The organism is Rheinheimera pacifica, assembly GCF_024809855.1.
In the GTDB taxonomy this organism is placed as follows: Bacteria; Pseudomonadota; Gammaproteobacteria; order Enterobacterales; family Alteromonadaceae; genus Alishewanella; species Alishewanella pacifica_A.
The window spans coordinates 427,353-440,565 of record NZ_JANUEM010000003.1; the positions used below are offsets into that span (position 1 = coordinate 427,353).

At 49.0% G+C, this 13,213-nt stretch carries 12 protein-coding genes and 2 tRNA genes; 13 read left to right on the forward strand and 1 reads right to left on the reverse strand.

The window, feature by feature from the left end; genetic code table 11:
• The first annotated feature begins 25 nt into the window (after positions 1 to 25).
• The 13 genes from tpiA to M2404_RS07150 all read left to right on the forward strand — a co-directional run bounded on the left by tpiA (position 26) and on the right by M2404_RS07150 (position 12,511).
• Positions 26 to 778 (forward strand): triose-phosphate isomerase, encoded by a 753-nt coding sequence (gene tpiA, locus M2404_RS07090; protein ID WP_259239033.1) that lies wholly within the window; start codon positions 26 to 28, stop codon positions 776 to 778.
• 2 nt (positions 779 to 780) lie between these two features.
• Positions 781 to 1,107: a preprotein translocase subunit SecG gene (secG, locus tag M2404_RS07095; protein WP_215395715.1), complete on the forward strand. Its 327-nt coding sequence runs from the start codon at positions 781 to 783 to the stop codon at positions 1,105 to 1,107.
• Positions 1,108 to 1,120: 13 nt separating this feature from the next.
• Positions 1,121 to 1,205: transfer RNA gene (locus M2404_RS07100), tRNA-Leu, on the forward strand.
• 74 nt (positions 1,206 to 1,279) lie between these two features.
• Positions 1,280 to 1,356, forward strand: a tRNA-Met gene (locus M2404_RS07105).
• A gap of 239 nt (positions 1,357 to 1,595) precedes the next feature.
• A complete protein-coding gene (gene rimP / locus M2404_RS07110; RefSeq protein WP_259239034.1) occupies positions 1,596 to 2,051 on the forward strand; it encodes a ribosome maturation factor RimP in 456 nt (151 codons plus the stop codon).
• A gap of 29 nt (positions 2,052 to 2,080) precedes the next feature.
• Positions 2,081 to 3,580, forward strand: a complete 1,500-nt coding sequence (nusA, locus tag M2404_RS07115; RefSeq protein WP_259239035.1) for a transcription termination factor NusA — start codon at positions 2,081 to 2,083, stop codon at positions 3,578 to 3,580.
• A 21-nt stretch (positions 3,581 to 3,601) separates the two neighbouring features.
• Positions 3,602 to 6,286 (forward strand): translation initiation factor IF-2, encoded by a 2,685-nt coding sequence (gene infB, locus M2404_RS07120; protein WP_259239036.1) that lies wholly within the window; start codon positions 3,602 to 3,604, stop codon positions 6,284 to 6,286.
• Positions 6,287 to 6,356: 70 nt separating this feature from the next.
• Positions 6,357 to 6,806 carry a 30S ribosome-binding factor RbfA gene (gene rbfA, locus M2404_RS07125; RefSeq protein ID WP_259239037.1) on the forward strand — a complete coding sequence of 150 codons (450 nt, stop codon included), beginning with the start codon at positions 6,357 to 6,359 and terminating at the stop codon, positions 6,804 to 6,806.
• The gene (gene truB, locus M2404_RS07130) at positions 6,806 to 7,732 is read left to right on the forward strand and encodes a tRNA pseudouridine(55) synthase TruB (protein WP_259239038.1); all 927 of its coding nucleotides are present in this window, start codon (positions 6,806 to 6,808) and stop codon (positions 7,730 to 7,732) included. Before rbfA ends, truB begins: the two co-directional genes overlap by 1 nt.
• Before the next feature lie 125 nt (positions 7,733 to 7,857).
• Positions 7,858 to 8,127: a 30S ribosomal protein S15 gene (gene rpsO, locus M2404_RS07135; RefSeq protein ID WP_092794585.1), complete on the forward strand. Its 270-nt coding sequence runs from the start codon at positions 7,858 to 7,860 to the stop codon at positions 8,125 to 8,127.
• Positions 8,128 to 8,315: 188 nt separating this feature from the next.
• Positions 8,316 to 10,445 carry a polyribonucleotide nucleotidyltransferase gene (gene pnp / locus M2404_RS07140; protein ID WP_259239039.1) on the forward strand — a complete coding sequence of 710 codons (2,130 nt, stop codon included), beginning with the start codon at positions 8,316 to 8,318 and terminating at the stop codon, positions 10,443 to 10,445.
• The gene (nlpI, locus tag M2404_RS07145) at positions 10,438 to 11,337 is read left to right on the forward strand and encodes a lipoprotein NlpI (protein ID WP_259239040.1); all 900 of its coding nucleotides are present in this window, start codon (positions 10,438 to 10,440) and stop codon (positions 11,335 to 11,337) included. Before pnp ends, nlpI begins: the two co-directional genes overlap by 8 nt.
• A complete protein-coding gene (locus M2404_RS07150; RefSeq protein WP_259239041.1) occupies positions 11,327 to 12,511 on the forward strand; it encodes a hypothetical protein in 1,185 nt (394 codons plus the stop codon). The genes nlpI and M2404_RS07150 overlap by 11 nt, the downstream gene beginning before the upstream one ends.
• Here the strand turns inward: M2404_RS07150 and M2404_RS07155 are convergent, their stop codons facing one another.
• A complete protein-coding gene (locus M2404_RS07155) occupies positions 12,512 to 12,868 on the reverse strand; it encodes a PilZ domain-containing protein (RefSeq protein ID WP_259239042.1) in 357 nt (118 codons plus the stop codon).
• Positions 12,869 to 13,213: the final 345 nt, after the last annotated feature.

Sequence of the window (13,213 nt, forward strand, 5' to 3'; positions counted from 1 at the left end):
CGTCTAACTACAGGGATACAGCACCATGCAACGCACACCACTGATAGCCGCGAACTGGAAGATGAACGGTTCAGCCGCACTGGTTGAGGAGATGGTTGAGGCATTAACGGCACTGCCGTTAACCGAACAAGCTGTTGTAGTGTGCCCGCCCGCTACGCTGTTAACACACTTTCCGGCATCGTGTAATTTTGCGCTTGGCGGACAAACCTTAAGCCATGAAATAAGCGGTGCTTTTACCGGTGAGCTCAGTGCTGACTTACTGCAGGAAGCCGGAGCCCGTTATGTTATTGTCGGCCATTCAGAGCGGCGTGCACTAAACGGTGAAAGCGATGAGCTTATCGCGGCTAAGTTGGCAAGGGCTGTTGCAGCAGGTTTAACGCCTATATTATGTGTCGGTGAATCTGCAACCGAGCGCCAGCAAGAAAAAACACAGCAGGTTCTTGCGCAGCAACTTGATGCGGTGTATGCTTCGCAGCCCGAATTACTGGCGAAATCAGTGATTGCATATGAACCAATATGGGCCATAGGCACAGGTGAGTCGGCCACGCCGGAACAGGCGCAAACGACCCATGCTTTTATAAGGCAACATCTGGCCAGGTACAATACGCAATCAGCAGTAAGGGTAAAATTATTGTATGGCGGCAGTGTTAATGCAGACAATTTTGCTGCATTATTTCGCCAAGCCGACATAGATGGTGCGCTGGTAGGTGGTGCAAGCCTCAAGCCAGCAGAATTTGCGCAAATTTGCCTTGCAGTTACAAAAGGTGCAAAGGAATAAGCATGTACGAAGTTTTAATAGTAGTTTATTTGTTAGTTGCCATAGCTTTAATCGGTTTGGTGTTAATTCAGCATGGTAAAGGTGCTGATATGGGTGCTGCTTTCGGCGCCGGCGCTTCTGCAACTGTGTTTGGCTCGTCAGGTACCGGTAATTTTCTTACCAAAACCACTACGGTGCTGGCCACTATCTTTTTTGTGTTAAGTATTGTGCTGGGTAACTACAGTGCTGGCAGCAAAAAAGTAGACGCCTGGGATGATTTATCAGTGCCGGTTACTGAGCAGGCCGCGCCGAAAAAAGATGACACCAGCGATATTCCTGTAGGTAACTAATCCTCTTAATTTAGCCGAGGTGGTGAAATTGGTAGACACGCTATCTTGAGGGGGTAGTGTCTTCGGACGTGCGGGTTCAAGTCCCGCTCTCGGCACCAAATTTATCGGTAGTTTGCCAAGGCAATGCTTGCGATAAACCAGTCAGCGCTATATAATAAGCGCCAATTACGGACGCGGGATGGAGCAGCCTGGTAGCTCGTCGGGCTCATAACCCGAAGGTCGTCGGTTCAAATCCGGCTCCCGCAACCAACTTCTTATTCATTGTAGAAATTATTAAAACGCTGCAGTGATGAAGTGATTAGATTTTCAGTTAACATTGGCGATATGTTAATTGATTGGATGCCCATTCGCCCCGCTAGTTCGGGGCGTTTTCGTATCTGCAGACTCAGTTTTACGCAGTAATGGGCTAAACGCCCTTTTTTTATTTACTGTTGTTGCCGTTGTTACTGGCTAAGTAACCTGCCACAGCAGAATTTCCGGAGGTCTCGTTGACTAAGCAAGAACAGACACTGACAGAGTTATTGCTGCCAACCGTTGAAGCCGCAGGCTTTGAGTTGTTGGGGCTGGAATTGGTGCAGGCTGGTCGTCATTCAACTTTACGGCTGTATATTGATCACGCTGATGGTGTAAATGTTGACGATTGCGCGCTGGTTAGCCGTGAAGTCAGTGCCATTTTAGATGTGGAAGATCCAATAACCAATGAGTATCTGCTTGAGGTATCGTCACCAGGTTTGGATCGGCCATTGTTTACACCTGCACATTTTCTGGCAGTGGTAGGGCAAAAAATTGAAGTAAAACTGGCTATTCCTCAGGATGGCCGGCGTAAGTTTAAAGGCATGCTAACAGCTATTGAAGACGATATGTTGATAGTGGAAGTAGATGGCAAACCCTATCGTTTGCTGATGGATAACGTAGATAAAGCAAACGTGGTACCGGTGTTTTAAGGTATCGGGGCAAAGCGAGGCAACAAACAATGGCAAAAGAAATATTATTAGTTGTTGATGCAGTTTCAAACGAAAAATCGGTGCCACGGGAGAAAATCTTCCAGGCACTGGAGTTTGCACTGGCAGCGGCCACCAAGAAAAAGAATGAAGGCGATATTGAAGTTCGCGTGAGTATTGACCGTAAAACCGGTGCTTACGAAACATTCCGTCGCTGGCAGGTTATTCCGGATGACCAGGTACAGGAGCATCCGTACCGTGAAATGACATTATCTGCAGCGCAGTATGACGACCCTTCGGTACAGATTGGCGATTACTACGAAGAGCAAATTGACTCTATCGAGTTTGACCGTATCACTACCCAGATGGCCAAACAGGTAATTGTACAAAAAGTACGTGAAGCTGAGCGTTCGCAGGTAGTAGAAGCCTATATTGACCAGGTGGGTGAATTAGTTACCGGCGTGGTGAAGAAAGTAAACCGTGACAGCATTATTGTTGATTTAGGCAACAACGCCGAGGCGATGTTAGGCCGTGACGAAATGCTACCGCGCGAAACCTACCGCCCAGGCGATCGTATCCGCGCATTGTTATTTGAAGTAAAACCGGAAGCGCGTGGTGCTCAGCTGTTTTTAAGCCGGTCACGCCCGGAAATGCTACTGGAATTATTCCGTATTGAAGTGCCTGAAATCGGCGAAGAGATGATTGAACTGCGTGGCGCGGCCCGGGATCCGGGAGCGCGTGCCAAGATCGCCGTGAAAAGCAATGACCGCCGTATTGACCCGGTTGGTGCTTGTGTCGGTATGCGTGGTTCACGTGTGCAGGCCGTATCGAACGAGTTGGCTGGCGAGCGGGTTGATATCGTACTGTATGACGATAACGATGCGCAGTTTGTGATCAATGCCATGGCTCCGGCTGAAGTGGCGTCTATCATCGTTGATGAAGACACGCATTCAATGGATATCGCGGTAGAAGACGCTAATCTGGCTATGGCCATTGGCCGTAACGGACAAAACGTACGTTTAGCCAGCCAGCTTACCGGCTGGGAGCTGAACGTAATGTCAGTGAGCGCCATGAAGCAAAAACACCAGGAAGAAACCGCTAAGGTTCGCCAGGTATTTGTTGACGCCCTGGAAATTGATGAAGACTTTGCCGATGTGCTGGTAGATGAAGGTTTTTCTACCCTGGAAGAAATTGCTTATGTACCCATCAGCGAGTTGTTAAGCATCGATGGTCTGGACGAAGCGACAGTGGAAGAACTGCGTAGCCGCGCCAAAGCAGTATTAACCACCCGTGCTCTGGCCAGTGAAGAATCATTGGAAGATGCGCAACCAACAGAAGCGCTGTTAGCGCTGAAAGAATTAGATACCCATACGGCCTATGTTTTGGCCAGTAAAGGGGTAACAACGTTAGACGACCTGGCAGAGCTGGGTGTAGACGATTTACTGGAAATAGCGCCAATGTCGGAACAACAAGCCGCCGACCTTATCATGGCAGCCCGTAATATCGTCTGGTTTAGCGAAGAAAATAAGTAGTCAACGGAGGTAACAACACAAATGGCAGAAGTCACTATAGAAAAGCTAGCCAGTGATGTCGGTACTACTGTTGAGCGGTTAGTGCAGCAATTCGCTGATGCCGGTATCAGTAAAGCAGCCGGTCAGGTAGTCAGCGAAGATGAGAAAAAATCCCTGCTGGAACATTTAAGTGCTCAGCATGGCGGTAAGTCGGCAGAGCCTGCGCGTTTAACATTAAAACGCAAAGAAAAAACCACGCTTAGCGTAGCCGGTGGCGCAGGCCGCAACCGCGAAATTCAGGTTGAAGTGCGTAAGCAAAAAACTTACGTGAAAAAGCCAATGATTGACGAAGCAACATTAAAAGCGCAGGAAGAAGCTCGTGTAGCTGAAGAGAAAGCCCGCGCAGAAGCTGAACAGGCACATGCAGAAGCAGACCGTAAAGCTAAAGAAATTGCTGCAGCTAAAGCAAAAGAAGAAGCCGAGCGCAAAGCCACAGAGGCTAAACGCCGCGAAGATGCTAAGCAGGCTCAGCTGTTAAAAGACGATCCGGAAGAAGCGGCCCGTCGTGCAGCAAAAGAAGAAGCCCGTAAAGAAGCTGAACGTATTCGTCAGCAGCAGGAAGCTGAAGCATTGCGTAAGCTGGAAGAAGAAGCCGCTAAGCAAGCAGAAGCTGCGCGTAAGCTGGCAGAAGAAAACGGCGAGCGCTGGGCACAGGAAGAAAAATCCAAACCAGCGGATACCGACGATTACCACCTGACCAGCAACGAATTTGCCAAACAGGCAGAAGACGAAGTAGACGCTAAAGAAGAACGCGCTGGCCGTCGTGGCGCCGGTAAAAAAGCCCCTGTTGTTAAAGGCAAGAAAAAAGACGATGCCAATGACAAAGAAGCTTTTAACCGTGCTAACCGTCATTCAAAGAAAAAGAAAACCCCAACCAGTATGCAGCACGGTTTTAACAAACCTGCTCAACCGGTTGAGCGTGAAGTGAAAATTGGCGAAACCATCACTGTGGCTGAATTAGCTGCCAAGATGGCGGTTAAAGCGTCTGAAGTAATTAAAGTGATGATGAAAATGGGGGCTATGGCAACCATTAACCAGGTCATTGATCAGGAAACTGCGGCCATTGTCTGTGAAGAAATGGGCCACAAATTTACCCTGACCAAAGAAAACGAGCTGGAAGAAGCCGTAATGTCTGACCGCCAGGGTGAAGGTGCTCTGGAGCCTCGTGCACCGGTAGTAACGGTTATGGGCCACGTTGACCACGGTAAAACCTCGTTACTGGATTATATCCGTAAAGCTAAGGTAGCAGCCGGTGAAGCCGGTGGTATTACCCAGCATATCGGTGCTTATCATGTTGAAACTGACCGCGGTATGGTGACTTTCCTTGATACACCAGGCCACGCGGCGTTTACATCAATGCGTGCCCGTGGTGCCAAGGCAACCGATATTGTTATTCTGGTAGTAGCAGCCGATGATGGCGTAATGCCTCAAACCAAAGAAGCTATCCAGCATGCTAAAGCTGCCGGTGTGCCAATTGTGGTTGCTGTAAACAAAATGGATAAGCCGGAAGCTGATCCGGACCGGGTACGTAACGAGCTGTCACAGTACGATGTTATTTCTGAAGAGTGGGGCGGTGATACGCAGTTTGTACCAGTGTCAGCAAAATCAGGCATGGGTATTGATGACTTACTTGAAGCCATTCTGAACCAATCTGAACTGCTGGAATTAAAAGCAGTGAAGCAGGGCTTAGCCCGCGGTGTGGTTATTGAATCACGCTTGGACAAAGGCCGTGGCCCGGTAGCGTCGATTCTGGTACAGGAAGGTACGCTGAAACAGGGTGAAATCGTGCTGTGTGGTTTTGAATACGGCCGTGTCCGTGCGATGCGCGACGAAAACGGTAAGGAAATTAAAACCGCCGGCCCGTCAATTCCTGTAGAAATCTTAGGTTTATCCGGTGTGCCGCAAGCGGGTGATGAAGTGACAGTGGTTAAAGACGAGCGTAAAGCACGTGAAGTGGCACTGTATCGTCAGGGTAAATTCCGTGATGTTAAGTTAGCGCGTCAGCAGAAGTCTAAGCTGGAAAATATGTTCGCTAACATGACCGAAGGCGATGTATCAGAGCTGAATATCGTATTAAAAGCCGATGTACAGGGCTCAGTAGAAGCGATTACCGAATCACTGATGAAATTATCAACTGATGAAGTAAAAGTGAAAATTGTTGGCTCAGGTGTAGGTGGTATCACTGAAACTGACGTGACACTGGCTGCAGCATCTTCAGCTATTATCATCGGCTTCAACGTGCGTGCTGACGGTTCTGCGCGTAAACTGGTAGAAGATGAAGGCCTGGATTTACGTTACTACGGTATCATTTATGAGCTGTTAGACGAAGTCCGCGCGGCAATGACCGGCATGCTTGCTCCGGAGTTCAAACAGCAAATCATCGGCCTGGCGCAGGTGCGGGATGTATTCCGTTCACCTAAGTTTGGCGCTGTTGCCGGTTGTATGGTTACTGAGGGTGTTATTAAACGTAATGCACCTATCCGGGTACTGCGTGATAACGTGGTTATCTTTGAAGGCGAACTGGAATCGCTGCGTCGCTTTAAAGATGACGTCAGCGAAGTACGTAACGGCTTTGAATGTGGTATCGGCGTGAAGAACTACAACGATGTGCGCGAAGGCGATCAGATCGAAGTATTTGAAGTAATACAGGTTGAACGCACCCTGTAACAGGCACGCAACACTAAAACAGGGGCCTTTGGCCCCTGTTTTGTCTGCAACAGACAATGGAAATAATGTTATGAGTAAAGAATTCTCGCGCGTCGACAGATTGTCGCAGCAAATGAAAAAAGAAATGGCTGTGATCCTGCAACGCGAAATTAAAGATCCGCGCCTGCACAGCATGATCACCGTATCAGACGTAGAAGTGTCACGCGATTTATCGCACGCTAAAGTGTTTGTTACCTTTTTAGGCTTGGCCGATGATAAGGTTGAAGATAACCTTAAGATCCTCAACGATGCCTCTGGTTTTGTCCGCAGTTTAATTGGTAAACGTATTCAGGCGCGCATTGTGCCGCATATCCGTTTTGCCTTTGATGAATCATTAAACGAAGGTATCCGCATGGCTACGCTGGTTAGCACTGCACGGGCAGAAGATGACCGGCGCAGGCTGCAGTCTGGCCAAGCACTGGACGACGTGGCTGACGCTGCTGACAGCTCTGGCGATAGCAGCGACGAGCCGGCAAACTAATGGCGCGGAAAAATGCCCGGGCCGTAAACGGCATTTTGCTGTTAGACAAGCCACTGGAAGTGAGTAGCAACGGTATTTTGCAACGCGTGCGCTGGCTGTTTCAGGCGCAAAAAGCTGGCCACACCGGTGCGCTGGATCCTATGGCGTCTGGTTTACTGCCAATCTGCTTTGGTGAGGCAACCAAGTTTAGCCAGTTTTTGCTCGATACCGACAAAACCTATTTAGTCACAGCTAACTTTGGGATCCGTACCAGTACCAGTGATGTTGAAGGCGAAGTGATCAGCGAAAAACCGGTGCAGTTTAGCCAGGCAGAACTGGAGCAGGCGCTGGAGGTATTTCGGGGTGATATTTTGCAGGTGCCTACCATGTTTTCGGCCCTTAAATATCAGGGCCAGCCGTTATACCGCTATGCCCGGCAGGGCATTACCGTACCGCGTGAAGCCCGGCCAATCAGTATTTTCCGATTTGAGCTGCTGAAGTTCAGCGGCAGCACAGCTGATTTTATAGTGCACTGTTCTAAAGGCACTTATATCCGTACCCTGATTGATGACTTGGGCGAAGCACTGGGCTGCGGTGCCCATGTTGGCCGGTTACACCGGACGCAGGTAGGGCCTTTTACTGCTGCGCAAATGGTTACACCGTCACAGCTTGATGCACTGGCAGAGCAATGCCACAGCAGTGGCGATTTTAGCGGTATGGATACGCTGCTGCTGCCGCTGGATGCCGGTATTACAGATATGCCTAAGTTGGTACTGACAGAGCAGGAGCAGCACCGGTTGCAGCATGGCCAGAACTGTAACCTGACAACCGGGGATATTGCGGCGGTAAAATTGCACGGGCCTGATGATAAGTTCTTTGGTATTGGCCAGGTGCAGCAAGGTGTATTGAGCTCACGGCGTTTACTTAATACGGCGGCATTACTGTAGGTGCAGTACAGAAACGCCTTGTAAAAAGGCCGTAAAATGCTATTATACGCCGGATTTTTTTGGGGTCTGCTGGATGAGTGATCGGCGATTCCCTGACTATAGTTCACTCACATTTGGAGTTAAATATGTCTTTAAGCGCTGCTGATAAAGCAAAAATCGTTGCTGACTATGCTGTTAAGCAAGGCGACACAGGTTCACCGGAAGTACAGGTAGCTCTGTTAACTGCGTCTATTAACCACCTGCAAGGCCACTTCGCCCAGCACAAACATGACTTCCACTCACGCCGTGGTTTGTTACGTATGGTTAGCCAGCGTCGTAAGTTACTGGATTACTTAAAAGGTAAAGACCAGAGCCGTTACGCAACGCTGATTGAGCGTTTAGGCTTACGCCGTTAATCGGTTTTAGTAAAAAAGGGGCTTTAAGCCCCTTTTTTTAATTCAGCTTGCCAGAGTGCAGACTATTTTTCACCAAAGTTAACGATTGACTGAACTATCTTTATGCTTTGGTTACAGAGTATACTAAGTAAGAATTAAACGACAAAAATGACATCGCAATTAGGCGATTAAGTAAAGGAAACAAACACGTGACTCCCATCGTAAAATCATTCCCGTTCGGCCAACATACTTTCACCCTGGAAACCGGCGTTATCGCCCGTCAGGCAGATGCCGCAGTACTGGCCAGCCTGGGTGATACGTCAGTTTTAGTAACGGTAGTGGGTAAGAAAGAAGCCAAGCCAGGCCAGGATTTCTTCCCGTTAACCGTGAATTATCAGGAAAAAATGTATGCTGCCGGCCGTATTCCTGGCGGCTTTTTTAAACGTGAAGGCCGTCCTTCAGAAGGCGAAACGCTGATCGCCCGTTTGATCGACCGTCCTATCCGGCCATTATTTCCGGAAGGCTTCACTAACGAAGTTCAGGTTGTTGCAACTGTAGTGTCGGTACAGCCAGAAATTCAGCCGGATATCGTAGCGTTAATTGGTACCTCTGCGGCACTGGCTATTTCAGGTATTCCGTTTAGTGGCCCTATTGGTGCTGCCCGTGTTGGTTATATCAATAACCAGTACGTACTGAACCCGTCTGAAGACGAGCTGAAAACCTCTAAACTGGATTTAGTGGTAGCCGGTACTGCCGGTGCAGTATTAATGGTTGAATCTGAAGCTGGCATTTTATCTGAAGATGTAATGTTAGGCGCAGTAGTGTATGGCCATGAGCAAATGCAAACCGCCATTGCCGCAATTAACGGCTTTGCTGCTGAAGCGGCTAAACCGGTATGGAACTGGCAGGCACCAGAGAAAAATGTTGCCCTGATTGAAAAAATTGACGCCTTAGCCGCTGCCGATTTAGGTGATGCGTACCGCATTACCGAGAAAGCCAAACGCTATGAGCGTATCGGTGAAATTAAAGCTGCGCTGCTGGCTAAACTGACGGCTGAGCTGGCTGAAGATGAAAAGTTAGATACACTGGAAGTTGGCGAAATTTTCCACAATCTGGAATCTAAAGTAGTACGTGGCCGTATCACTAAAGGTGAACCGCGTATCGATGGCCGTGACCCGGAAATGATCCGCGGCTTAAGCGTAATGACCGGCGTACTGCCACGTACTCACGGTTCAGCGTTATTTACCCGTGGTGAAACTCAGGCACTGGTAACGGCAACCCTGGGTACAGCGCGCGATGCTCAGACAGTAGATGATTTATTAAGTGCAAAAACTGATACCTTTATGTTGCACTATAACTTCCCTCCGTACTCAGTAGGCGAAACCGGTATGATCGGTTCACCAAAGCGTCGCGAAATCGGCCATGGCCGTTTAGCCAAGCGCGGTGTACAGGCAGTAATGCCAGATTTCAATGACTTCCCGTACACTGTGCGCGTAGTGTCAGAAATCACTGAATCTAACGGCTCAAGCTCTATGGCATCAGTGTGTGGTTCTTCACTGGCACTGATGGACGCAGGTGTACCTATTAAAGCTTCTGTTGCCGGTATTGCGATGGGCCTGGTAAAAGAAGGCGACGATTTCGTAGTACTGTCAGACATTTTAGGTGATGAAGATCACTTAGGTGATATGGACTTTAAAGTAGCCGGTACTACCGAAGGTATTACGGCACTGCAAATGGACATCAAGATCGACGGTATTACCAAAGATATTATGCAAATTGCGCTTAAGCAGGCTAAAGCTGCCCGTTTGCATATCCTGAACGTAATGGATCAGGCCATCAGCGGTCACCGTGAAGAAATGTCTGAGTATGCACCGCGTATTTACACCATGAAGATTAATCCGGAGAAAATCCGCGAAGTTATCGGTAAAGGTGGTGCGGTTATCCGTCAGATCACGGAAGAATCAGGTACTACTATCGAGCTGGAAGACGACGGCAGCATCAAAATTGCGGCGACTACGGCAAAAGCAGCCCAAATTGCTATCGATAAGATCAATGCCATCACGGCAGAAATTGAAGTCGGTGCTATTTATCAGGGCGAAGTCGTACGTATCGTTGATTTCGGTGCTTTTGTTAACGTACTGCCGGGTAAAGATGGTTTGGTACATATTTCACAAATCTCTGATGAGCGCGTAAATAATGTATCTGAGCACTTAACAGTTGGCCAGAAAGTGGCTGTTAAGGTACTTGAAGTTGACAAGCAAGGTCGTGTGCGCCTGAGTATCAAGGAAGCAAACGCTAAGCCTGCTACCGAGTCTGCTAATGCTGAAGAAAATGCCTGATAGGCTGTTACGCCGGGCAGCGCCGCTGGCGCTGCTGGTAACATTGCTGGGTGGTTGTGCAACCACTCAGCCGGCTACCTCCGGAGGCTGGCTAACGCCAGAGCCTCTGGCGGTATCTTACCGTACTGAACTGGCTATCGCCCGGTTAACTGAAATTCTGTATCGCGCCGAGTTATCAGAAGAGCAGTCTGCTCAGCTGTATTACGATCGCGGTGTAATGTATGACAGTGTTGGCCTGCGTTCACTGGCCCGGCTGGATTTTTTAAGAGCGTTGCGATTAAAACCCGATATGGCAGATGCGTACAACTTTGTTGGTATTCATCATACCGTTAGCGGTGACTTTGACTCAGCATATGAAGCTTTTGATTCTGCGCTGGAGCTGGCCCCTGAGCACGAGTTTGCTTATTTAAACCGTGGTATAGCACTGTATTATGCTGGTAAAACAGATTTAGCCATAGGCGATTTTGAGCGTTTTCTGGCGTTAAAGCCAACAGATGCTTACCGTGTGATCTGGTTATATCTGGCGCAAAGTGAGCAATCAGCAGAGCAGGCGCAGCAGCAATTGCAGCAGCGTGGCCAAATACTGGATCAGGCCGAATGGTCTACCAATATTGTGCATTTTTTAGCCGGTGAGATGACGGAACATGCTTTGCTTGACTCGGTAATGCAGGATTTATCCGGCCCGCAGTTACTGGCAGAGCGCTTATGTGAAGTATATTTCTATCTGGCCAAGTGGCATGAAAGCAAGCAGCAACCAGAGCAGGCGCTGGAGTATTACAAAAAAGTACTGGCAACCAATGTATTTGAGTTTGTTGAACACCGTTATGCCCGGTTAGAAATGGCCCGGTTACGTGGTGAAAACACCAGCCGTGAAGGTTTTGATGAGCCCTGAGCGGTTTATCAGTACGCGAATTAAAAGCCAGCTTGCTGGCTTTTTTGCATTTATATTACTCAGTGCCTGCCAGCCAGCAGCTGATGGCGAAGCTGCGCTGATGCAGCAGGCACAGACAGATCCCAGTGCTGCCATGACAATAGCCCGCCAGCGGTTGGCTAATGCCGAGTATGACGCCGCACTGCATTGGATGCGTCAGGCCGCTACTTTGGGCGATAACCAGGCCTTACAGCATGCACTGCAGTTACAACAACGCCAGCAGGGGCGGCTTGCTACAGCGCGGTGGCTACAACAGCAGTTTGATAGCAACACCATAGCAGCTAACGCTGTTTCCGCTGCCCAGCGTGCAGACCTGGGGCTATGGCAGGGTAATGATATCAGTTCAGCCGATTATCGGCACCCGCAAGGCTGCCAGCTTACTCTGCAGCCTGTGGCCAGCCAGCAAGCCGGGGTAGATAACTGGCAACAATTGTTACAGCAATGGCAGAGTAATCCCCAGTTATCGCAGTTAGCCGTGTGTTTTTTACCCCTGCATACCATCAACAGTACCTTACTGCAGTGCTCGGAAGACAGCAGCAGCCTGCTGCAGTGCCATTATCAGGCATTGGAAGAGCTGGTCGCCAATGGCGCTTTCAGCCAGTTAGTGGTGGTGGCCGGGCGGGGTAAAGCCAGTTATAACAACGGTATTTTGCAACTGCCCGACAACGCCAGCCTGGCGCTGTTGCGCCATGAGTTTATGCATATACTCGGTTTTATCGACGAATATCAGTTACCGCAAGCCACAGCACAGCAGCTGTGTAAAAGCGGAAAACTTTATCCGAATATTATTGTGGCACCGGTTGCCGGTGCAGATGCTGCAGCCTATTTGCAGCAATGGCAACTTGGGGCAGAAGATATTAATTTAACCGCAGTAGATAGCTGCAAACACACGCCTTTACAGGCTTATCGGGTGGTAGCAGAAACTAACCTGATGCGCTCTTTTGAGCTGCCAATGCCGCCGCTGTATTTTCAGTTGGCACAGCAAATCCTGAAACAACCGCAACAGCTGATGCCGGTGCAGTATTACTTTGCCTATCTGGCCCGGCAGCAACAAAACTGGCCGCGTTGGCAGCATTATATGCAGCAGGCGTCAGAGCTGGGTTATAGCGATGCCCAACAAGCGCTGGCGCCCTGATTAGCCAGCGCTTAGCTCCGACAGTTCGCGGCTTAGCAGTTCCGCATCACCCAGATTAAGCTCCAGCAAGCGGCGCAGGTGCGATACGCTTTCAATATCAATTTTCTCGCAGTACAACCCCACTACCGTATCAGAGGCATGCGCCACACTAACTTTCATACTTAACTCTATTGGCAGCTCGTTCAACTGTATACGCAATAACATCTGTTTAGGTAGCGATGGCGGCCAATCGGCAGGTTTTTTAATCAGGGCACCCTGCAATGACAAATCCAGCACTTCAGTGGCCAGGCTATGGCTGCCAATATCCAGATGGGCGTTACCTTTAAAACTCACCCGGCTAAATCGTCTGTGTTCCATGGTTTTCCCCTTAACGTTGTAAAGAAGCATAGCGGTTTTTCACCGAAACAACAGCATGCAGTGCCAGCCAGTATAAACCTGCTATCGCAGCAACGAAAGTACTGTAAGTTGTTGTTGGTAAAAGCTGAGTAAGTTATAGCGGGTGCTTACGGATATAAAAGTGTGCAGCAGTAATTGGTAATGTAGCAATAAAAAATGCGCTATAAAGCGCATTTTCCTGTACAAAAACAGCCCGGTTGATGGTTAGCTGATTGTGAATCACAATGCTAATTTGTACTGGCCTTAACCGTTATGGTGCCATTCTACACTGCTAATTGCTATTGAAGTAGTCAGTTTGGGCTGTAC

What these genes read in the sequence shown, in the direction of transcription:
- truB (WP_259239038.1), top strand. Translation starts at nt 6,806, where the DNA reads ATGGCGCGGAAAAATGCCCGGGCCGTAAACGGCATTTTGCTGTTAGAC.
- M2404_RS07150 (WP_259239041.1), top strand. Translation starts at nt 11,327, where the DNA reads ATGAGCCCTGAGCGGTTTATCAGTACGCGAATTAAAAGCCAGCTTGCT.
- rbfA (WP_259239037.1), top strand. Translation starts at nt 6,357, where the DNA reads ATGAGTAAAGAATTCTCGCGCGTCGACAGATTGTCGCAGCAAATGAAA.
- rpsO (WP_092794585.1), top strand. Translation starts at nt 7,858, where the DNA reads ATGTCTTTAAGCGCTGCTGATAAAGCAAAAATCGTTGCTGACTATGCT.
- nusA (WP_259239035.1), top strand. Translation starts at nt 2,081, where the DNA reads ATGGCAAAAGAAATATTATTAGTTGTTGATGCAGTTTCAAACGAAAAA.
- infB (WP_259239036.1), top strand. Translation starts at nt 3,602, where the DNA reads ATGGCAGAAGTCACTATAGAAAAGCTAGCCAGTGATGTCGGTACTACT.
- tpiA (WP_259239033.1), top strand. Translation starts at nt 26, where the DNA reads ATGCAACGCACACCACTGATAGCCGCGAACTGGAAGATGAACGGTTCA.
- nlpI (WP_259239040.1), top strand. Translation starts at nt 10,438, where the DNA reads ATGCCTGATAGGCTGTTACGCCGGGCAGCGCCGCTGGCGCTGCTGGTA.
- M2404_RS07155 (WP_259239042.1), bottom strand. Translation starts at nt 12,868, where the DNA reads ATGGAACACAGACGATTTAGCCGGGTGAGTTTTAAAGGTAACGCCCAT.
- secG (WP_215395715.1), top strand. Translation starts at nt 781, where the DNA reads ATGTACGAAGTTTTAATAGTAGTTTATTTGTTAGTTGCCATAGCTTTA.